Source organism: Bartonella callosciuri (assembly GCF_014203215.1).
Lineage (GTDB): Bacteria > Pseudomonadota > Alphaproteobacteria > Rhizobiales > Rhizobiaceae > Bartonella > Bartonella callosciuri.
The window spans coordinates 295,987-316,433 of record NZ_JACHIM010000001.1 but is presented as its reverse complement, the minus strand read 5'-3'; the positions used below and the strand labels follow the sequence as shown (position 1 = coordinate 316,433).

The following is a 20,447-nucleotide window of genomic DNA, read 5'->3' as shown; positions in this document are numbered from 1 at the left end:
TAAATTAAAGGAGATCAAAATGGATATGAATGAAATTTTATTAGGAGCGGTGATTATTGTTTTGCTTTTCAGTGGAGTTATGTTTCGGTTTGTTTTTTACTATCGCGATCAGGTTAAAGCTCTTAACGAAGAAGTAAGAAAGATAAAGCATGAGTTCTTAAGAGATTCCATGAAGCTGACTGAAGAACGCGATAGGGCTATTAGAGAACAGAATATGGTGATTAAAAGACGTAATCAAGCAATTGAAAAACTGAAAAAACAAATTAAGCAGTACGAGGAAGTTATCAAGCAATATCAGGAAGCAGTTAAATCTGAAGATAACACAAAAAGGTAATTTTATCTCCATGTTGTATTGGATCTGTGCATTAAAGATTTTGGAAACGTTAAGAGAAGTCATTAAAAAGGTTAAGGATAACCAGAGAAGGTAATCTTTTTCATAAAATGAATATTGGGTTGGTGATGATGGTTATGATTTTTGGTAATGCTTCACTTTGCTCTGGTGCTATAGTTTATGAAAACACTCAAGTTTATGAGAAGGTCATTGTTGGTGTTAATGGAAAAGTTTATGGCGATGTCCCGGTTTACAGAGAGGCTAAGGTTACAAAGGAATGCACATACTATATGATTTTGCATCAGTTTATGAAAATGCGACTGTTCTATGATAAAATAGTTTCAATCAACAAGCGTGAAAAGAGTTATATTCGTAAAGAAAATAATATTTTTTCTTCTTTATGAGGATGAAGCAGAAAAATCAATTGGTTATGAAAATCGGACAAAGAAAGAGAAAGAACAAGATAAAGATTTTGGATATCAGGTAGAATATTCGTAATTTATGGTTTACGTATATTTTATTATGTTCATTATTTACGTTACATTCATCATTTACTAAAATGATACAAAATTTGAGAAAGCTGCTGGTTAACAGATTCAGTAACAGTTTAATTGGTGGTGCGTAAACGGTTGTAGAATCTGTAAAGCACTTTATTTAATGTTTTTTGAGTTCTAGAAATCATACCCTCATTTTCCATTGAGATTAAACCTATTCTCCTTATTCACAGCCAAAATGTGAAACGAGGTTTAAATAAAGGATAAAAGCTTCATCTAATGGTGGAGATGTCAGGATTGAAGCTCTTTAATGCAAGCTTTATGCGTAATTTCCTTTATTTGTTCAATATTTACTAGGATATCTTGTTTTGTTGGGTAACCTTTACTAGAAAAAGCGATTTTTTGTTCGTCTCCTGAGACTAACCGCCAATACCACTGATTGTGAACTCCTTGAAACACCTCAAAATACATGTTCCCTACCTCATAAAATAGCCGATAATTTGCAGGATAAATATTTAACCAATATGGCTATGAGTATTAAGGTATGTTTCTATAATAAGTAGTCAACGTATTCCTCTTAAATTTTTGCTCTAAAACAATAATTTTTACGAGGGTTATATATTTTTAACAGGAAAATATTTATTGTCAATAAGCTATAGATAGGTATTTTATACTATAAAACTTATTTTTTAATAATTAATAGCTTTATATTCTTCTTTTAAATAGGAATTTTTTTATTATTGCTAGGAAAGATGTACTCAAATATTTTATTATAGAAGCAAACGCACAGTAAACTCCATCAGCATAGAAAAATTAAGAGTGTTTTTTCCATGCTGATAGAGCTTATATCTACAGGGTTATTTCTTTTGATATGAACGTCTATTGGTTAGTGATCATCTCTTTTTGCGATATGCCTCGAATGAGTAAATCAATGAATAAGCTGAGGGTATAAGAATTAGCCATTTTTGCTTTCATATCGATCAGAGAAGTTGCGGCTTTTGGGTTAGAGCTATGCGATAACCCCTGTTTTGACAAATATTGCTGCAACTTTTCATAAGAGCTATCGACTTTTTCTTGATTTCGTTTTTCACTACGATTACTGTTCGCAAGAATTTCTTCAAGTCCCTCAATTTTTTTTATAAAATAGTTCCAATCAAAGTCGCTTTTCGTATATTCAGCGTCAAACATTTTTCCTTGTCCAGTTAAAAGCCAATTAATATTGACACCATACAACGTGCGATATGTTTGTAAGACACTCAGATTGGGTTCTCTTTCTCCACGCTCATAAAAAGCGATAGAGTTTTTTGTCATGCTAAAATTTTTAGCCAGTGTTTCACGTGATGGATCGCCTAAAGCGAGGCGTACATAACGTAAACGTTTTCCAAATATAGTTTTTGATTCAGTTTCAGGACGTGCCACGACTTATCTCCCTCAGTAAATCATCACGGTATAGACTTTGACCAATAAAGGCACACTATGTATTCATACCTTATGATGTAATGTCAATATTTATAGCTTTATTTTTTTATTTTAATGGATCGTATGGTAATTTTTAACTTATTCTATTGCATATTATTATAAGAGTGGTGTTCATTTCAAATAAAATGATAGAATTATTGATTATTCTCTTGTTTTTTTGAAGAAAACTCCACATAAACCCGGCGCGTAAATTCTGTCTGTTTTTCCATTAAATAGATCCAATTTTTGATTTGCGCGGCAAATGAACTTTGAGGAATGATCATGGCCTTACTAGGCTATTTTAAGTGGGCTTTTTTTTTCACAATTGTTGTCGTTTTTATGGGAGGGGCTATTGGTTGGTTTGAAACGGGAAGTTTTACTGGTTTTCTTAAATATTTTTTTATTTGCTGTATTTTAGGAATTTTGGAAATTTCCTTATCTTTTGATAACTCTATTATTAATGCACGTATTCTTGGAAAAATGGATCCGTTATGGCACCGTCGTTTTCTGGTATGGGGCATTTTGATAGCTGTGTTTGGGATGCGGATTGTTTTTCCATTACTTGTAGTTGCTGTTGCTGTTGGGATTAATCCAATTGCGGCAGTAAAATTAGCGATATGGGAACCACATCGATATGCCGCAATTTTAACAGATGCCCATGTGGGGATTGCGGCTTTTGGAGGGACTTTCCTTATGATGGTTGGTTTGAAATATTTTTTTGATTCTGAAAAAGAAGTGCATTGGCTCACTTTTATAGAAAAACCAGCTCAAAAGTTTGGGGCGCTTATTGGCATTGATATTGCAATCGTTTTGATTTTGATTTTATTTCTTTCAGGGCAGATTGTAACAGAAGATAAAATGATTTTTTTACTTGCTGCCCTCTATGGGCTTTTGACGTTTATAGGTGTTGAAGCCGTTGGTTCCCTCTTAGATTCTTCAAAAACGACTGTAACTACAGTCGCTAAGGGGGGGGCAGGCGCATTTCTTTACCTGGAAGTTCTAGACGCTAGCTTTTCTTTCGATGGTGTTGTTGGTGCTTTTGCTTTTTCACACAATCTTTTTATTATCGCAATTGGGCTTGGTATAGGTGCATTGTACGTTCGCTCTATGACGATTATGTTGGTTGAGTCGGGAACATTGTTGCATTATCGTTATTTGGAGCATGGTGCTTTTTATGCGATTTTGGTACTTGCAGTGATTATGTATCTGCAAACGATTATATCAGTTCCTGAAGTGTTGACAGGTCTTGTAGGGGGCTGCATTATCGGAATGGCTTTTTATTCGTCTCTTCGTTTTAAGCGCCGTCACTTGAGTAAACGTGCTATGTCCGAATGATTGAAAAATTTTTATGGGGTGTAAGAGTGAATGAAAGAGAATGTTTTAAGAGGCCATTAAGAGCTCTACACCGGATTCGTTCATAGTTTTAAGCATCGTGTTAAGTGATCCGTTCAGATCAATACCAGCACAGGCATTTAATGAAACGCTGACTTTAAAGCCACATTGTATAGCGTGAAGTGCGGAAAATCCTACACAAAAATCGGTCGCTAAGCCACACATAGCCAGTTTTGTAAAACCATGCTCTTTAAGATAAACTTGTAAACCCGTTGATGTTTTTTGGTCATTTTCAAAAAAAGCTGAATAGCTATCAATTCTTTGATTATACCCTTTTCGAAGGATAAGTTGTGCCTTCTCAACTCTGAGAGATGGATGAAATTCTGCTCCTTGTGTTCCTTGTCTGCAATGATCAGGCCAAAGTATTTGGGGACCATAATCAAGATCTATTGTATCATAGAGTCTTTTTTGGGAGTAGGAAGAAGCAAAGCTGCAATGATTTTGAGGATGCCAGTCTTGAGTTAAGATGACATGATCAAAATGGTCTATGAGATTATTGACAATGGGTAAAATAGTATCACTTTGTGGTACTGCAAGGGCTCCACCTGGTAAAAAGTCATTTTGGACATCGATGACGATGAGAGCTTTTTTTTCCATGAAGATATTCCTGTAGGAGACTTATTTTTATGCTACCTTTAAGAGACTATATTTCGTTTTGAAGTTTTAAGATAATTTCGTGAATATTGGTATTACTTTTATAATTATCAAGCCAAAAAAGGGGAGTAGATAAGTTTTTATAATTCGTTTTATAGTTTTTTACGAATTGCAACCATGTGCCAATGGGAAGTGCGCTATAGTCATCAATTGCTACATGTTGATGTAAAGCTTTCATAATCATCAAGCTTGGGACGTCAGATCCCATACGGCGGCGGTCGTTTTGTAAACGTAACTTGAGCCACATCAATGCAAAGGATGAAGTCCATTGTTTTCCGTGACACAAAATTGATGAAAAAAGGGAGTTTTTTTTTGCTGCGTAATGTAAAGCCCACAAAGCAAAAAAAGAAGGGGCGTAGAGAATTGGCTTTTTTGAGGTTACTATATCACATTGATAAGATGGCTTAATACGATAAAAACATAATTTTATATCTGGGATGGAAAAGAGAGGTAATGTCTGATAACACGTTTCAGGTATCGCTAAAAAAATTTGCTCTTTGCTTTTTGAAGGGACGTTTTTTTGCATTTAGAACCGTAGTGGAGCTTGTAAGATTAGAAAAAATATATCAATATGAAGCCGAAAAGCTTTTGATACAACGCAAGCGCTTTTTACTGCGCAGTTTAGGGAAAGCAGAAGCAATTTTTCAAACTCCTAACCTTTAATACCACACGATATAAAGAGAAATTTATGGCACGTCAATTTATCTATCATATGGCTGGGCTTAACAAGGCTTACGGTAATAAAAAAATTCTAGAAAATATTCATTTGTCTTTTTATCCAGATGCAAAAATTGGTATTTTAGGACCGAATGGGGCAGGGAAATCAACCATTTTACGTATTATGGCTGGACTCGATAAGGAATATACAGGAGAGGCTTGGCTTTCTGATGGGGCACGTTGTGGTTATCTGCCACAAGAGCCTACTCTTGATACAAGCAAAGATGTGCGTGGCAATGTTATGGAAGGTGTGGCCGATAAACAGGCAATTGTCGAGCGTTATAATGCGTTAATGATGAATTATAGTGAAGAAACAGCAGATGAAAGTGCACGACTTCAAGATATTATCGACAGTCAGAACCTTTGGGATTTAGAAAGTCAAGTGGAAATGGCTATGGCTGCTCTTGGGTGTCCGCCAGCAAATGAGAGTGTGATAAAGCTTTCGGGAGGTGAAAAGCGGCGTGTTGCGCTTTGTAAATTACTTTTGTCAAAACCTGATTTATTGCTTTTGGATGAACCAACAAACCATTTAGATGCCGAAACTACCGCTTGGCTTGAAAGACATTTGCGTGAATATCCTGGTGCAGTACTTTTGATTACGCATGATCGTTATTTTCTCGACAATGTGACAGGTTGGATTTTAGAATTAGATCGGGGTAAAGGCATTCCTTATGAGGGGAACTATTCTGCTTATTTGGGGGCGAAAGCCAAACGTTTGGCTCAAGAAGGTCGTGAAGAGGCTGCGCGTCAGCGTGCATTGTCACGTGAGCAGGAGTGGATAGCCTCTAGTCCCAAAGGGCGTCAAGCAAAGTCAAAAGCGCGGATTAAAGCTTATGATGCGTTAGTTCAGGTTGCACATGAACGCCGCCCTGGAGAGGCACAAATTATTATTCCCGTTGGTGAAAGATTGGGGCAGGTTGTTATTGAAGTTGATAATCTCTCTAAGACATATGGCGAGCGTGTATTGATTGATCGTCTTTCTTTTAAGCTTCCTGCTGGTGGTATTGTGGGAGTCATTGGTGCTAATGGTATGGGAAAGTCTACTTTGTTTAAAATGTTGACAGGGCAAGAACAGCCAGATTCAGGTCAAATACGCATCGGGGAAACAGTTCATATGAGTTATGTTGACCAGAGTCGCGATTCCTTGGCAGGTGATAAAACCGTTTGGGAGGAGATTTCTGGTGGAAATGATATTATTAAGTTAGGTAAATATGAGATAAATAGTCGCGCTTATTGTGGTGCGTTTAATTTCAAGGGTGCAGATCAACAGCAAAAAGTGGCAAATTTATCAGGAGGACAGCGCAATCGTGTACATTTGGCTAAACTTTTAAAAGAGGGGGGGAATGTCCTGCTTCTTGACGAACCAACCAATGATCTTGATACTGAAACATTAGGTGCGTTGGAAGATGCATTAGAAAATTTTGCTGGTTGTGCAGTTATTATATCGCACGACCGTATGTTTCTTGATCGGCTTGCAACCCATATTTTGGCCTTTGAAGGTGATGGTCATGTGGAATGGTTTGAAGGTAATTTTGCGGAATATGAGGCTGATAAGCTTCGTCGTTTTGGTCCAGATTCTTTTAATCTTAAGCGTGTAAATTATAAGCCGCTAACACGATAGACTTTCTTATCCTGTTTGAACTTGATTGAAAAAAAGGCGATGAAGGCTTGTAGTATTTTTGTTTTTTAAAAGAGTGCGTGTTGTATTATAAGTTTTCTGATGCAATGATTAAGTTGCTGAAAATGATGGCGGAAGTAAATGGTTTGCGTCTTTTGGCATTATTATGTTACGAAAATTTAAGAATCTCTAATTTTACCTTTGTTCTTGGTCAGTCTCAATCACTTATCTCATGGCATTTACGTTTACTATATGAGGCACGGTTGATGGCATGTTATCAAGAAGGGAAGAGATTTATTTTAAGTTTTGTCATAGCTGTTATTGGCCTTAGATAAAATAGAATGCAGAGTTCTGATCATCGGCTTCACGGAGTATATTATCATACTTTATATGTTAGTCGTATATAAACATCCATTACTCATCAACTTATATTATAGTCAAGACTGATAAGTTTTCATATGCAGTTTTGCGATTGCAAGACAAGCCTTTTCATTATCGTCTGGGAATAGTGGGGAGAGACATCGCTCGTTTTTTTAGTAATTACTCATTTTTCATACTATCAGAAAATTATACGAACAGCGGTCATGCAACTCTGTGTCATCTGCTTGATTTTCTATTAGAAAGAATAAATGTTCATCTGAAAGGAATCTTGATGAAAAAAAGAGCAAGTTTGGATGCAATGATTGGACTGCTAAAACGCTGGCAGAAGCAAATCGTTTGCGTATTTTGGTGCTATTGTATTACGAAAATTTAACGATCTCTGATTTTACCTTTGTTCTAGGACAGTCGCAATCACTTGTCTCACGGCATTTTTACGTTTACTGTATGAGGTGCGGTTGATTGAGTGTTATCAGAATGGGGGAGAGACTTATTTTAAGTTTTGTCATAGGTGTTGTTTTGGTAAAGACATTGTGATGGCTATTCTTTCAGCTTTGCTAAAGCATGATGTGATGTTGGCGTGTGATTTGGCACGTTTGGCCAACGTTAGAAAAAAGCGTGGACAAATGGCGAAGAAGTATTTTTTACGAAATGCAGCGCAGTGGGATGCCTTACGGTTATAGTATATTACAGATCAGGTTGTAGAAAGCGCTCTACTTGAAATCATTGGCGATAAACCATTTGAGACTATGCTTAGTATTAGCGTAGATATAGGCTTTGACTTAAAATTGCTTTCAGATCTTTATAGGCGTGCAGTTGAAGTTACGCTTGAGAGCAATGTTTTGCGTCTGTCTGTTGGGATACAACTTTTGATTTGGTCCTTCTTCATTGGGCTTTACATTTTCTTGAGAATCCTGAGATGGCTCTTTATGAGGTAGCACGTGTTTTGCGTCCTCATGGGCGTGTGTTGATTGTGAATTTTGTTGCGCATAAGGTTGATTCTTCACACCCTTATCATGCGCGTATGCATCTTGGATTCTCAGATTCACAAATAGAACAATGGCTTAAAAATGCGGGGCTTATTCTAGAACAAACGGTTTGTCTTGCTCCTATGCAAAATAAAAATAATGAGGGGCTAAGGGGTATAGTTTGGCTTGCACGGATCCGCGTTTATTAGTAGATGATATCAAAGACAAAAAGGTAGATTTTGCATAATCATATTTATAATATTCTTTCTTTGTAGATTTTTCTCAATTAAAAGTGCAAAGAAAGAATTTTAGTAAGCTTTTGAAAAATAATCGTCTTTTACACTTGCGTTCTGTTTTTCTACATTAAGGATCGATGCTATTAATAAATAGGTATAGTATGCTGTATAATGAAAGGTACTCTTATAAAGGTGGAGTCATTAGTGCAGCCATTTAGCATGTGTTAATACAGTATTTGTTCAATTTATAAATTATTGATTTATAAGGCAGTTTATCATTTTGCAGTGGATTTAAAGCAATAAAAAACTGAAAGAAAACTTCGCACTGACTTCTCCTCTGTTATGATAATGTATGGGAGTTTATTGCTAGTTATAAGATAATCTGTGATCACCTTGAATCAAGATAGTGAATGATTCGGAACAAATACACTCAAGTGTTTTAATATTATTATTATAGGTTTAAAGCGCGAACAAGATTCGTGTTTTGATTTTTGTAGGAACAGTTTTTGAAGAAGTGATTGTTGTTTTTATGCACTTTTCTTTCAATGGGAAGGCGTTCATACAAATCACTTGTGTTTTAAGACTTGGCCAGTCACAATTTTTTTCAAAAAAATTACTATGGTGATAAATTCTTATTAATACTTATAGAAATAAAGTTGCTTCAAATTAGATCATTTTAAATGTTTTTTTGCCTAATTTTTTTCATTTTTAAACAATTTATATTTTTTTTGTGTTTTTTTGCGTGGAAGATGATAAGATTTTCTTGTTGTTTAAAGTGTTTTATTTCATAGAGAGAGTATTGCATCATCTTTATGGTTGATGTGAGAAGGCAATCAGGGAACCTCCTCCCCCCCCCCGCGTGGATCCCTTAGATTGTCTGGCCTGGCTGAGGATTTCCTCAGTCAGGCTTTTTTAGGGATACTGGTTAAACTAATCCAGTATTATGAGGGGAGATATTAGAGCTAGAGTGCTTTGCATTATATGGTATAGATTGTATAAAGAAGAGCAATATTTGTTAGGAGTTGTTTTACTGTTGGTGGTGTTGCAGCATTATCAGGGGGGATAGGGTGTTTGAAAGATTGGTGATTCCTTTTAGGGCATTTTCTTTGTTTGTTATAATGTTTAGGTAAGAGATAATGGAACTTTTCTGGCGCCGTCTTCTTCTCATTTTATTTGTATTTTTTGTTTTTGCAGCCAGTTTGTTTGCTTCTCGGAATGCCGCGGTTTATCGGTTTATATCTGATCGATCTTTTTCTCCTCAGTCTGTTAATGTAACAGAGGATATCATTCTAGAAAGATTAGCAACATCTTTTCCAGATATTATAGACCATCTTTCTAAAATAAGTGTTCAGCAGCAAAAACAATTGATTGAGCAAGTGCGCCAAAATACAATTGCTGCTGCTTTTGCGGATGGCCAGAGTCGTGAGGATGCACTGAAATTGGGTGAAACCGTTGCTACAGCTCTGTTAAAAGCGATTGCTCATCCTTCTCTTGGTGATTCTTATTTTTAGTTTTATTTTATATTTCCTTTGAGAATTGTGCGTTTACAATTAATTTATTTTAAGGGTGTTTTCTGCACTTTTTCGGATTTTAGGATGTTGGTTTATTTTATGATTCTTAAAGAAAGGAATGAAGTGTACGTGCTTTGCGGAAGCATAGTGTATGGGAAAATACTTTAATAGGGATGAATGATACAAACTTTTATGCAAAATATTCTTGAGATTATTTGTATTGCCCCTTTATCGATCTTTTTTAAAAATAGATAGAAATAATTTTTAAGCTGTACTATACAGTTAAGAATGGGTATTTAAATATATATTCATAAATATCCCATGAAGCGGTTGATATCAATAAATAACGTGTCTGGCATGTTTTTGCAGAGGGTGTTTATCAGCCTATAGGGAAAGTTAATAGCGGCTTCTATTCCGAGTACGTATTTTGCAGCATCAAGAGGATCTCGAGGAGGTCTTTCGATCGGTATTGCTTTTTGCTATTATGGAATTGACCTCAAGGGAAGGTTTTAATTATTTTTATTGAGGATGAGCAAAAGCTTTTCGAAGTTTTTTGGGTGCAGTTTTGTAATGTAATAGATGTTTTAAAACTTGATAGAGTATATCGCTTTTTTTGCACGTTAAAATCTTCGTTATGTTTTTTTATTTTTTTTTGAGATACAGAATATATATTTAATGTGTTAAGCGATTTTCTTCTGTTGCGAAAAAATATCTTAAAATTATCTTAATATCTTCATTTTTAAGCCGCTCTTTTTTAGCTTTCTTTTTTATAGAATACATCCGAAACGCCGTGGTGGCTAGGATTTTAAGAAGAATGTTTTAATGAAGAGAAAGAAAATGCGATTTTTGAAAATCCTTTTAAATACAGCATTTGCTGTATTTTTTATGTTTGATATAAGTCGGTCTCATGCCGTTTTAAATGTTGTAGATTCAAATGAAAGCTCTGTGACTGTTGCTGCTAAAATTCCTGCTCGTCCTTATGAGTCTCTTATTCAGAAAGTTGCAAATAAATACAAGGTTCCCGTTAATTTAGTACATGCTGTTGTAAGAGTTGAAAGTAATTATAAGGCACGTACAAAGGGAGCTGCCGGTGAAATAGGCTTGATGCAAATTAAACCATCTACGGCGCGAGGCCTGGGTTTTAAAGGTTCTGTACAAGATCTTTATGATCCTGCGACCAATCTTGAATATGGTATGCGTTATTTGGCACGGGCATATAAACTCAGTGGTGGCAATACGTGTGGCACAATCCTTAAATATAATGCAGGTCATGCTGCAAAAAAAATGAATTCCATTTCAGAAAAATATTGCTCAAAAGTCAAAACTTATTTGGCTTCATTAAAATGAAAATGGACTTTGAAAACGGTACGTTTTCTTGATCAGATTTGTAAAATATCTTGAGACGGCTATTTTCACTTAATGAAAAATGCTTTATAAATGATATGTCAGTCGACTGGGCAGCCGCGCTTGTCCAATGCCTAAAGGCGGGCAGGTGAGGAAAGTCCGGGCTCCATGGAAAAACGGTGCCGGGTAACACCCGGCAGGGGCGACCCTAGGGAAAGTGCCACAGAAAGCAAACCGCCTATTTTTATAGGTAAGGGTGAAAGGGTGGAGTAAGAGCCCACCGCACATTCAGTAATGAGTGTGGCAAGGTAAACCCCACCGGGAGCAAGACCGAATAGAAATGACGCGCAAGCCTTAACTTGCAGCCGGTTTCCGGGCGAGTCATTTGGGTAGGTTGCATGAGGCGGATGGTAACATCCGTCCCAGATGAATGGTTGCCATGTAGAGTGAAACTTTACTATACAGAACCCGGCTTATAGGTCGACTGATATTTCATGATCGAATTCTATTTTACCGTCATTGATGTTGTAAACGGGCTTTTTATGGTCTGTGTTTTTAAAGCATATGCTTAAACAAAGAGTGTTTTTAAAAATTATAACATTTCTTTAAATATAATGAGTTAAGTTAGAATGTGTATTGGATTAACTTTAGCTTTGTTTTCTTTCATTGTGAGATGTGAGAGTTAAAGTTTTTGTTATTCTGACATCAGTTTCCATTAATATTAATGGTTATTGGTTTGAAAAAGCATAAATCAAGACGGATTATTTTGACAAAGCAGGGTAAAAGAGCTGAACGCCATATTCCAGTGTTGTTGCAGCCAGTTTTGGCTGGATTGGCACCATTGGTTGGGGCAAGAGTGGTTGATGGCACTTTCGGTGCTGGTGGTTATACACGTGCTCTGTTGAATGCAGGAGCAGAGGTTATTGCCCTTGATCGTGATCCTCATGCTATTCGCGATGGACAATCGCTTGTTGATGAGTTTTTTCCACGACTTCGTTTGGTGCAAATGGAATTTTCAAAGTTGGATCACGTAGTTGAAGAAAAGGTAGATGCCGTTATTTTGGATATTGGTGTCTCTTCCATACAGCTTGATGAAGCTGAGAGGGGATTTTCTTTTCAAAAAGATGGTCCATTAGATATGCGAATGGCTCAGACCGGTTTTACTGCTAGTGATGTTGTAAATCGTTTAAAGGTGAATGAGTTGGCCAGAATCTTTAAAATATTAGGAGAAGAACGCTGTGCGGGTCGAATTGCACGAATGATTGAAAAACGCCGCTGCGTTCAGCCTTTTTTGCGTACAGGTGATCTTGCCCATGCCATTGAGGCGTTAGTGGGGCGTAAAAGCGGAGATCGTATTCATCCTGCAACACGTGTATTTCAAGCACTTCGCATTTATGTGAACGATGAAATTGGTGAACTTGCCCGTGGCTTATTTGCTGCTGAACGCGTTTTGAAACCAGGAGGTCGTTTGGGTGTTGTGAGTTTTCATTCTCTTGAAGATCGTATGGTTAAAAGATTTTTTTCTACGCGTTCAGGACAGCATATAAGATCACGCTATCTTCCTGAAATAGAGACGGCTCCAGCGACATTTTCTCCTTTGTTTAAAGGTGTAAGGACCGCAAATCAAGAAGAAATCGAGAAAAATCCTCGTTCACGTTCTGCTAGATTACGTATTGGTATACGCACCAATGCAGAGAGTCAGGATTCCGATATAAAATTATTTGGTTTAGCAGAGATTGCCAGTTTTGAAGGCGGCAGGAAATGACAGTTTTTCGTACATTTGATATGATTTTAGTGATGATTATGATTTGTATGGCAGGTCTTACTTATAAGGTAAAATACGATGTTCAAAAACAGATGAGTGAAGTTCGCCATCTTGAACATGAAATTGCTGCAGCAAAAAATACGGTAAGTTTACTTCACGCTGAATGGGCTGTAATGATAGAGCCTTCACGCATGCAAAAGCTTGCGAAACGTTATCAAAAAGAGCTTGGTTTAGAGATCATACAGCCTCGCCAAATTGTAGAGTTTGAGGATATCCCGGTAACTGTACATGATGATATTGAAGAGGTGATTAAACAAAATATCTTGGAGGAGGGTAAGGATATTTTGGCAAATAATCGTACTTTCCAGGGGAATGGCGCTGTTCGAAAAGGTATGCGGTAATGAAATTATACTTTTTATTTTCGCAAAAGAAAAAGCGCTTAAAAAAAACATTGGATGTTCATAACTCTCCTATTCGTCGTTCGTACTCTGGTCGTCCACGGCTCCTTTTTTCGTTGCTCTGTTTTCTTATTGTATATGGTGTTATAGGAGCTTGTCTTATTTCTTATGGGCTTGAAGGTGGACAGATTGAAGAGGCAAAAGGGCCGGGAGTTCTTCAATTGACTGCGCGACCTGATATTCTTGATCGTAATGGTCGTTTATTGGCAACGGATATTAAAACTTATTCACTTTTTTCTGAACCACGACGTATCATTGATGTGGATGAAACTATTGAATTGCTCTCAACTGTTTTGCCTGATCTCAATTGGCAGGAAACTTATAACCGTCTCAAAAGAAAGTCTAGTTTTTCTTGGATTCAGCGTGGGTTAACGCCAATGCAGAAGGCACAAATTATGGCTCTTGGTATTCCAGGGATTGGTTTTCGTACTGAAATTCGCCGTTTTTATCCGAGTGGCTCTGTGGTTTCGCATATTCTCGGTATGGTTAATGTTGATAATCAGGGCATAGCAGGTATGGAAAAATATATTGATGATATCGGTTTGAGTGCTCTACGTGCTGCTGGTCTTGCAACTGAAGAATCATTAAAGCCAGTTCAGCTTTCGATTGATGTGCGTATTCAAACAATTGTTCATGATGAACTTACGAAGGCAATGAAGCGTTATAAGGCGGTTGCTGCAGGGGCTGTTATTTTAAATATTCACACGGGTGAAGTTTTGGCTTTGGCATCTATACCCGATTTTGATCCTAGAAATCCTGTTGAAGCTCTAAAAAGTGATCGCTTCAATCGGATGACCGCTGGAACTTTTGAAATGGGGTCTATTATTAAAAGTTTTACAACTGCAATGGCACTTGATTCAGACCTTTTTCATTTAAATAGTGTCATTGATGCTTCAAAGCCTGTTCAAGCAAGCCATAATTATTTTATTCATGATTTTCACGGAAGAAATCGTCCTTTAGCACTTTGGGAGGTTTTTATTTATTCTTCCAACATTGGTTCTGCTAAGGAAGCATTGGCCGTGGGGATTGAAGGACATCGTGATTTTTTGAAACGACTTGGTTTACTTGATCGAATGACAACAGAATTGCCTGAAGTTGCGCATCCTGTTGTGCCACACCCCTGGAAGAATATACATTCTATGACAATTTCTTTTGGACATGGTATGGCAACAACACCTTTGCAAACAGCAGTCGGTGCTGCTGCTTTAATGAATGGTGGTTGGTTGATTGAACCCACGTTTTTAAAACGGACAAAAGAACAAGCTTTAAGATATGCAAAAAAAGTCTTACAAGACAAGACAAGTGAAAATATGCGTTATCTTTATAAGTTAAACAGCGATATTGGCTCTGGGCGTAATGCAAAAGTCGAAGGTTATCGTGTTGGTGGTAAGACAGGAACAGCCGAAAAAGTGGAAAATGGAAAATATTCTAAAATAAAAAATTTTAATAGCTTTCTTGCTGCTTTTCCTATTGAGAATCCTTCTTATGTTGTTTTAACAATTGTGGATGAACCTCAACCTGAAGATGGACAACGTTCAGCAACAGCAGCAATGAATGCAGGTCCGGTGCTTGCTAATATTATTCGTCGTTCAGCAAGTTTTTTGGGAATAAAACCAGACTTTGAAAAAGAGTACGCGCCTCTTTTGAGCACAAAGAACAGTTCGAATTTCGTTAAACAACGGTAAAATTAATTATAAAGGTGTGTTATCATGTTGTTGGGAACAGTTTTTCCAGAGTGTGTTGAAGATGAAAATCTTTCTTCAATGGAAATAACAGGAATAAGTGCAGATTCTCGGCAAGTTTTGCCGGGCTATGTTTTTGTAGCTGTTCAAGGAAATCAAGGTGATGGTAGATACTATATCAATGATGCACTAAAGCATGGTGCATGTGTAATCGTTACAGATTGTAATGCTGTTCTTGAGAATTTATCTATTCCCGTTTTACGTGTTCGTGATGTTCGTCATAGTTTAGCGGTTGCAGCTGCACGTTTCTATGGTTCTCAACCCGAAACTGTCGTTGCTGTGACAGGGACAAGTGGCAAAACATCGGTTGTTTCTTTTATTCGGCAGATTTGGACTCATGTAGGATTGTGTGCTGCCAGTATAGGAACGGTAGGCGTTGTTTCTCCTAATCAGAATGATTCTTGTTCTCTTACAACACCGGATCCGGTAATTTTACAGCGTCTTCTTTTTGAAATTGCCAATGAAGGTGTCACACATTTAGCCCTTGAAGCATCTTCGCATGGCCTTGATCAAAGCCGGCTTGACGGTGTACGTTTAACAGCTGCTGCCTTTACCAATTTAGGGCGTGATCATATGGATTATCACACGGGCGTAGAGGATTATTTGCGTGCTAAAATGAGACTCCTTGATACGCTTTTGCCTCGAGATGCTCCTGCCCTTATTTTTGCAGATGATGTTTATTCGCAAAAGGTTATTGATATTGTTGCACAAGCACGACGTCGTGTCTTGACAATTGGGCGTAAGGGGCAATTTATCACCATTAATCGTGTTGAACATCAACGTTCAAAACAGTGTGTTGAATGTCGTGTGGACAACAATATTTATACATTTGATTTGCCTTTAGCTGGAGATTTTCAGGTGAGCAATGCGCTTATGGCGGCGGGATTAGCAATTGTAACAGGTATTTCTCCTGAGAAAGTTTTTCGTTCACTTGAAACTTTGCAGGGAGCACCAGGTCGTTTAGAGTTGGTTGGAAAGACAGAAAATAATGCTCCTGTTTATATAGACTATGCGCATAAACCAGAAGCTTTAGAGCAGGTATTGCTTTCTGTTCGCCCCTTTACCCAAGGACGTTTAATTCTTGTTTTTGGTTGCGGAGGGGATCGTGATCGGGGGAAAAGACCTTTGATGGGAAAAATCGCGGAAAGTAAGGCTGATCTTGTTATTGTAACGGATGATAATCCGCGTACGGAAATACCAGAAAAAATTCGCAAGGATATTTTACAAGCAGCGCCAAGAGCCATAGAAATAGCGGACCGTGGTGAAGCTATTACTTATGCCGTTGGGCTTTTAAAAGCAGGGGATACATTAATCATTGCTGGAAAAGGTCACGAGAATGGTCAAATTATAGGGCAAAAAACATATCCTTTTTCAGATCGTTTGAAAGCGATTGATGCTTTGCAGGAACGTAATAGATGACGGCTTTATGGGATAAACAAGCACTTATTGCCGCAGTTGATGGCTTTGCACTCGGGTGTATACCGGAAACTTTTTCTGGGATTTCTATTGATAGTCGTACTCTTATAGAGGGTGATATTTTTTTTTGTATTAAAGGGCATCATCTTGATGGTCATGATTTTGCTGCACAAGCTTATGCACGAGGTGCAGGCGTCCTTATTGTTGCAGAAAATAGTTTGGCGGAAATGAAAAAAATATCTGCTCCACTGATTGTTGTTCCTGATGTTTTGCAAGCTTTAGAAAAACTTGCACAAGCTGCACGTAAGCGCTCAAAGGCTCAAATTATAGCGGTAACGGGTTCTGTTGGAAAGACAACAACAAAAGAAGCTCTAAAACAAGTGCTTGCAACTGTTGGGAAGGTTCATGCTAATTCTGCTTCTTTAAATAATCACTGGGGTGTGCCGCTCACTTTGGCGCGAATGCCTGCACAGAGTGATTATGGTGTCTTTGAAATTGGGATGAATCATAAGGATGAAATTCGCCCTCTAGTCAAATTGGTTCGTCCGCATGTTGTACTCATTACGCATGTTTCTGCGGCACATATGGGATTCTTCAAAAGTCTTGAAGAAATTGCAGATGCAAAAGCTGAAATTTTTGAAGGACTAGATAAGGAAGGTACTGCCGTTTTAAATGCAGATAATGATTTTTTTTCTTATTTAGTCCAAAAAGCAAAGCAATGTGGTGTGAAAAAGATCTTAAGTTTTGGTGAGACTGAAAATTCTGATTATCAAGCGAAGGAAATACGTCTTTTAACAGATTGTTCCTCTATGAGGTTACGTATTTTGGGGCAAGATAAGGAGATTAAAATTGGTGCTCCCGGGCGACATATTGTACAAAATAGTTTAGGTGTTCTTGCTGCTTGTGATGCCCTTGGCGTTGATTTGGAGAGTGTTTTGCTTTCTTTGAGCCATTTTTCTCTTCAAAAGGGGCGTGGTGTTCGTTATCGGTTGTTTTTGCCAAGTGGAGGCGAATTTCATTTAATTGATGAAAGTTATAATGCTAATCCTGCGTCTATGCGTGCTGCTCTTGATCTGCTTGCTACAGGGCCAGTAGGGAAGAATGGTAGGCGAATTGCTATTTTAGGTGATATGCTGGAGTTAGGAGCTTATAGTGAAAAGCTCCATCGTGATTTAGTCAAGCCCATCTGTCTTTCTGGTGCTAATCCAGTTTTTTTATTTGGTGAGGCAATGAAGTTTTTAGCCATTGATCTGTCTGCTTACGTTAAGGTTCATTATGCTGAAAATATTGAAAAAATTTTACCACTTATTTTTACAGAAATTTCTAATGGAGATCTGCTTATGATTAAATCATCGCGTAGTCTTTATTCATCAGATATTGTGACCGCATTGCTTGATCGTTATAAGATGGTTTCTCTATAATTTTAAATAGGTTTTTTATACTATGATGCTGTTTTTGTCTTCGCTTAGTGACTGGCTTCCAGGAGTGAATGTTTTTCGTTATATTACTTTTCGCACTATAGCAGCTATGCTCATATCGGGGCTTATTGTGTTTTTGTTTGGCCCTAGTATTATTGCCTCTCTTAAATTGCGGCAGGGAAAAGGACAGCCAATTCGCGCTGATGGTCCTCAGACACATTTTAAAAAGGCAGGAACGCCTACTATGGGCGGATTGATGATTTTAACGGGCACTGTGATATCAGCGCTTTTATGGTGTAATTTATCGAATATTTATTTTTGGGTATCGCTCTTTGTTATGCTTTTTTTTGGGGCAATTGGTTTTTATGATGATTATCTTAAGGTCACAAAGCAAACGCACAAAGGATTTTCTGGTAAAGCACGGTTAAGTTTGGAGTTTTTTGTTGCGGCAATTGCTGCTTTTATCATCTTACAAGTGGGCTCTCCTGGATTAGCTCTACCCTTTGTGAAAGAATATTTGATCAATTTGAGCTGGTTTTTTGTTCCTTTTTCTGCTTTTGTTATTGTCGCAACGGGCAATGCGGTTAATTTAACTGATGGTCTTGATGGGCTTGCTATCGTTCCTGTGATGGTCGCAGCTTTGTCTTTTGCTCTGATTGCTTACCTTTCTGGTAATATGAACTTTGCTGATTATTTACAAATCCATTATGTATCGGGGACGGGTGAACTAGCTGTTTTACTGGGAGCCGTTGTTGGTGCGGGACTTGGTTTTTTATGGTTTAATGCACCACCGGCGGCTATTTTTATGGGGGATACTGGTTCGTTAGCACTTGGAGGACTCTTAGGTATTGTTGCGGTAGCAACCAAGCATGAAATTGTTTTGGCTCTTATTGGTGGGCTTTTTGTTCTCGAAGGGTTTTCGGTTGTTATTCAGGTTGGTTATTTCAAATTAACAAAAAAGCGTGTGTTCCTTATGGCACCGATACACCATCATTTTGAAAAAAAAGGATGGACTGAGAGCCAAGTCGTGATACGTTTTTGGATAATTTCGATTGTTCTTGCTTTGATCGGTCTTTCAACACTTAAATTGCGGTGAGATTTTGATTTCTGTTGCATGCTATAAAGGCCAAAAAGTTGCACTGTTTGGATTAGGGCGATCAGGATTAGCAGCGGCACAAGCATTGATGCGTGGCGGTGCAGAAGTGGTTGCGTGGGATGATAATATTTCAGGTGTGCAAGCAGCTGAAAGGGAGAATATTGCAACGAGGGATCTTCGTTATGAGAATTGGTCTGAATTTGTTGCATTGATTTTAGCGCCTGGCGTTCCGTTGATTTATCCTAAGCCGCATTGGGTTGTTGATAAAGCACGTCAAAAAGATATAGAAATTATTGGTGATATTGAATTATTTATTCGTGCACGTAATCATTTTTTACAGCATCATGGTTTTTGTGATCAAGATGTTCCGTTCATTGCTATTACGGGGACAAATGGGAAGTCGACAACGACTGCTTTGATTGCTCATTTGTTGGAACAAATGGGCTATGATGTGCAGATGGGAGGAAATATTGGAACTGCAATATTGACGCTTAAGCCATTTGTTAAAAACCGTATTTATGTGATTGAATGTTCATCGTTTCAAATTGATCTCACACCCTCTCTACAGCCAACAATTGGAGTCTTATTGAACTTGACATCTGATCATATTGATCGTCATGGCAGTTTTGCTCATTATGTGCAAGCCAAAAAACATTTAGTTGCTGCAGCTTCTCATGCTTTCATTTCAGTCGATGATGCTGCCTGTCAGGCTTTGTATCAACAATTAGTTGATGAAGGTTGTCGCGTTGAGGCAATTTCCAAGGAAAATTTTGTTGAAAATGGTTTTTATGCTGATGGGACTAAGCTCTTTTCTGTTTGCTACGGGCGGCGCCATATGCTTGCAGATCTCGCGTCTATGACCGGATTGCGCGGTAGTCATAATGCGCAAAATGCTCTTATGGCTTTAGCAACATTGCAAGTTTTAAAAATTACTGATCCGCATATAGAAAAGCATTTAGCAAGTTATAAAGGATTAGCGCATCGTATGCAGCAGGTGCGTAAAATGGGATCAGTTTTGTTTATCAATGATAGCAAAGCTACTAATGCAGATGCGTCAGCTCCTGCACTTTCTGCTTTTCATGATATTTTTTGGATTGTTGGAGGGCAGGCGAAAGAAGGTGGGATTGAGGCTCTTAGAGGATTTTTTCATAAAATTCATAAAGCTTACTTGATTGGGACTGCTGCGGAAGAATTTGCTGATATTATTGGATCTTCTTTTCCTTTTTCAATGAGTTTAACTTTAGAAAATGCGGTGCATGAAGCTGCTGCTGATGCAATGTGTTGCAAGGCGAAAGAGGTTGTTGTTCTCTTTTCACCGGCTTGTGCAAGTTATGATCAATTTAAGAATTACGAAATGCGTGGAGAAGCATTTATTTCTTTTGTTATGCAGTTAAAAGAAGCATAAATTTTTTAAAATGCTGTTCTGTTAAGACTCCGGAATCTTTTTTTGT

General features: G+C 37.7%; 19 protein-coding genes, 1 other RNA gene and 1 pseudogene. 17 read left to right on the top strand and 4 right to left on the bottom strand.

The annotated features are described in order from the left end of the window. Window positions 1–19: 19 nt before the first annotated feature. A complete protein-coding gene (locus HNQ69_RS01390) occupies window positions 20–334 on the top strand; it encodes a hypothetical protein (RefSeq protein ID WP_183228415.1) in 315 nt (104 codons plus the stop codon). A 107-nt stretch (window positions 335–441) separates the two neighbouring features. Beyond that, a complete protein-coding gene (locus HNQ69_RS01385) occupies window positions 442–735 on the top strand; it encodes a hypothetical protein (RefSeq protein ID WP_183228315.1) in 294 nt (97 codons plus the stop codon). A 381-nt stretch (window positions 736–1,116) separates the two neighbouring features. Here the strand turns inward: HNQ69_RS01385 and HNQ69_RS01380 are convergent, their stop codons facing one another. Further along, window positions 1,117–1,296, bottom strand: a complete 180-nt coding sequence (locus HNQ69_RS01380; RefSeq protein ID WP_183228314.1) for a YegP family protein — start codon at window positions 1,294–1,296, stop codon at window positions 1,117–1,119. A 408-nt stretch (window positions 1,297–1,704) separates the two neighbouring features. Continuing rightward, window positions 1,705–2,244, bottom strand: coding sequence for a helix-turn-helix domain-containing protein (locus HNQ69_RS01375; RefSeq protein WP_183228313.1), 540 nt, complete (start codon window positions 2,242–2,244; stop codon window positions 1,705–1,707). A gap of 321 nt (window positions 2,245–2,565) precedes the next feature. Here HNQ69_RS01375 and HNQ69_RS01370 point away from each other — a divergent pair, with 321 nt between their 5' ends. Beyond that, window positions 2,566–3,618 carry a DUF475 domain-containing protein gene (locus tag HNQ69_RS01370; protein ID WP_183228312.1) on the top strand — a complete coding sequence of 351 codons (1,053 nt, stop codon included), beginning with the start codon at window positions 2,566–2,568 and terminating at the stop codon, window positions 3,616–3,618. 45 nt (window positions 3,619–3,663) lie between these two features. On the opposite strand, the gene pncA is transcribed toward HNQ69_RS01370, so the two are convergent. Together pncA and HNQ69_RS01360 are read right to left on the bottom strand one after the other, a co-directional pair. Further along, window positions 3,664–4,272, bottom strand: a complete 609-nt coding sequence (pncA, locus tag HNQ69_RS01365; protein ID WP_183228311.1) for a bifunctional nicotinamidase/pyrazinamidase — start codon at window positions 4,270–4,272, stop codon at window positions 3,664–3,666. A gap of 46 nt (window positions 4,273–4,318) precedes the next feature. Then, the gene (locus HNQ69_RS01360; protein ID WP_183228310.1) at window positions 4,319–4,855 is read right to left on the bottom strand and encodes a hypothetical protein; all 537 of its coding nucleotides are present in this window, start codon (window positions 4,853–4,855) and stop codon (window positions 4,319–4,321) included. On the opposite strand from HNQ69_RS01360, the gene HNQ69_RS01355 reads away from it, so the two are divergent. The 14 genes and pseudogenes from HNQ69_RS01355 (at window position 4,783) to murD (ending at window position 20,401) form a co-directional block, all read left to right on the top strand. Then, window positions 4,783–4,992 carry a hypothetical protein gene (locus HNQ69_RS01355; RefSeq protein WP_183228419.1) on the top strand — a complete coding sequence of 70 codons (210 nt, stop codon included), beginning with the start codon at window positions 4,783–4,785 and terminating at the stop codon, window positions 4,990–4,992. The genes HNQ69_RS01360 and HNQ69_RS01355 overlap by 73 nt on opposite strands. Window positions 4,993–5,017: 25 nt before the next feature. Continuing rightward, complete coding sequence (gene ettA / locus HNQ69_RS01350; protein WP_183228309.1) at window positions 5,018–6,667, top strand: energy-dependent translational throttle protein EttA; 1,650 nt, start codon at window positions 5,018–5,020, stop codon at window positions 6,665–6,667. An 80-nt stretch (window positions 6,668–6,747) separates the two neighbouring features. Next, a complete protein-coding gene (locus tag HNQ69_RS01345) occupies window positions 6,748–6,999 on the top strand; it encodes an ArsR family transcriptional regulator (RefSeq protein ID WP_343056796.1) in 252 nt (83 codons plus the stop codon). Between the two features lie 317 nt (window positions 7,000–7,316). Continuing rightward, window positions 7,317–8,257 (top strand): annotated as a pseudogene (locus tag HNQ69_RS01340) (ArsR/SmtB family transcription factor). A 1,125-nt stretch (window positions 8,258–9,382) separates the two neighbouring features. Then, a complete protein-coding gene (locus HNQ69_RS01335) occupies window positions 9,383–9,757 on the top strand; it encodes a hypothetical protein (RefSeq protein ID WP_183228308.1) in 375 nt (124 codons plus the stop codon). An 837-nt stretch (window positions 9,758–10,594) separates the two neighbouring features. After that, window positions 10,595–11,104, top strand: a complete 510-nt coding sequence (locus tag HNQ69_RS01330) for a lytic transglycosylase domain-containing protein (protein ID WP_183228307.1) — start codon at window positions 10,595–10,597, stop codon at window positions 11,102–11,104. A 98-nt stretch (window positions 11,105–11,202) separates the two neighbouring features. Beyond that, an RNA gene (rnpB, locus tag HNQ69_RS01325) (RNase P RNA component class A) lies at window positions 11,203–11,593 on the top strand. 274 nt (window positions 11,594–11,867) lie between these two features. Further along, a complete protein-coding gene (rsmH, locus tag HNQ69_RS01320; RefSeq protein WP_183228414.1) occupies window positions 11,868–12,866 on the top strand; it encodes a 16S rRNA (cytosine(1402)-N(4))-methyltransferase RsmH in 999 nt (332 codons plus the stop codon). Next, window positions 12,863–13,267 carry a cell division protein FtsL gene (ftsL, locus tag HNQ69_RS01315; protein WP_183228306.1) on the top strand — a complete coding sequence of 135 codons (405 nt, stop codon included), beginning with the start codon at window positions 12,863–12,865 and terminating at the stop codon, window positions 13,265–13,267. Before rsmH ends, ftsL begins: the two co-directional genes overlap by 4 nt. Then, on the top strand, window positions 13,267–15,009 hold the full coding sequence (locus HNQ69_RS01310) for a peptidoglycan D,D-transpeptidase FtsI family protein (RefSeq protein WP_183228305.1): 1,743 nt from the start codon (window positions 13,267–13,269) through the stop codon (window positions 15,007–15,009). The genes ftsL and HNQ69_RS01310 overlap by 1 nt, the downstream gene beginning before the upstream one ends. Window positions 15,010–15,033: 24 nt before the next feature. Beyond that, complete coding sequence (locus HNQ69_RS01305) at window positions 15,034–16,485, top strand: UDP-N-acetylmuramoyl-L-alanyl-D-glutamate--2,6-diaminopimelate ligase (protein WP_183228304.1); 1,452 nt, start codon at window positions 15,034–15,036, stop codon at window positions 16,483–16,485. Then, on the top strand, window positions 16,482–17,903 hold the full coding sequence (locus tag HNQ69_RS01300) for a UDP-N-acetylmuramoylalanyl-D-glutamyl-2,6-diaminopimelate--D-alanyl-D-alanine ligase (RefSeq protein ID WP_183228303.1): 1,422 nt from the start codon (window positions 16,482–16,484) through the stop codon (window positions 17,901–17,903). Before HNQ69_RS01305 ends, HNQ69_RS01300 begins: the two co-directional genes overlap by 4 nt. A 22-nt stretch (window positions 17,904–17,925) precedes the next feature. Next, the gene (gene mraY / locus HNQ69_RS01295; protein WP_183228302.1) at window positions 17,926–18,996 is read left to right on the top strand and encodes a phospho-N-acetylmuramoyl-pentapeptide-transferase; all 1,071 of its coding nucleotides are present in this window, start codon (window positions 17,926–17,928) and stop codon (window positions 18,994–18,996) included. A gap of 4 nt (window positions 18,997–19,000) precedes the next feature. Continuing rightward, window positions 19,001–20,401, top strand: coding sequence for a UDP-N-acetylmuramoyl-L-alanine--D-glutamate ligase (murD, locus tag HNQ69_RS01290; RefSeq protein WP_183228301.1), 1,401 nt, complete (start codon window positions 19,001–19,003; stop codon window positions 20,399–20,401). The last annotated feature ends 46 nt before the right edge of the window (window positions 20,402–20,447 follow it).

Coding starts and splice junctions, on each gene's coding strand:
- HNQ69_RS01390 (WP_183228415.1), top strand. CDS start 20: ATGGATATGAATGAAATTTTATTAGGAGCGGTGATTATTGTTTTGCTT.
- HNQ69_RS01385 (WP_183228315.1), top strand. CDS start 442: ATGAATATTGGGTTGGTGATGATGGTTATGATTTTTGGTAATGCTTCA.
- HNQ69_RS01380 (WP_183228314.1), bottom strand. CDS start 1,296: ATGTATTTTGAGGTGTTTCAAGGAGTTCACAATCAGTGGTATTGGCGG.
- HNQ69_RS01370 (WP_183228312.1), top strand. CDS start 2,566: ATGGCCTTACTAGGCTATTTTAAGTGGGCTTTTTTTTTCACAATTGTT.
- pncA (WP_183228311.1), bottom strand. CDS start 4,272: ATGGAAAAAAAAGCTCTCATCGTCATCGATGTCCAAAATGACTTTTTA.
- HNQ69_RS01355 (WP_183228419.1), top strand. CDS start 4,783: ATGTCTGATAACACGTTTCAGGTATCGCTAAAAAAATTTGCTCTTTGC.
- HNQ69_RS01360 (WP_183228310.1), bottom strand. CDS start 4,855: ATGCAAAAAAACGTCCCTTCAAAAAGCAAAGAGCAAATTTTTTTAGCG.
- ettA (WP_183228309.1), top strand. CDS start 5,018: ATGGCACGTCAATTTATCTATCATATGGCTGGGCTTAACAAGGCTTAC.
- HNQ69_RS01335 (WP_183228308.1), top strand. CDS start 9,383: ATGGAACTTTTCTGGCGCCGTCTTCTTCTCATTTTATTTGTATTTTTT.
- HNQ69_RS01330 (WP_183228307.1), top strand. CDS start 10,595: ATGCGATTTTTGAAAATCCTTTTAAATACAGCATTTGCTGTATTTTTT.
- ftsL (WP_183228306.1), top strand. CDS start 12,863: ATGACAGTTTTTCGTACATTTGATATGATTTTAGTGATGATTATGATT.
- HNQ69_RS01310 (WP_183228305.1), top strand. CDS start 13,267: ATGAAATTATACTTTTTATTTTCGCAAAAGAAAAAGCGCTTAAAAAAA.
- HNQ69_RS01305 (WP_183228304.1), top strand. CDS start 15,034: ATGTTGTTGGGAACAGTTTTTCCAGAGTGTGTTGAAGATGAAAATCTT.
- HNQ69_RS01300 (WP_183228303.1), top strand. CDS start 16,482: ATGACGGCTTTATGGGATAAACAAGCACTTATTGCCGCAGTTGATGGC.
- mraY (WP_183228302.1), top strand. CDS start 17,926: ATGATGCTGTTTTTGTCTTCGCTTAGTGACTGGCTTCCAGGAGTGAAT.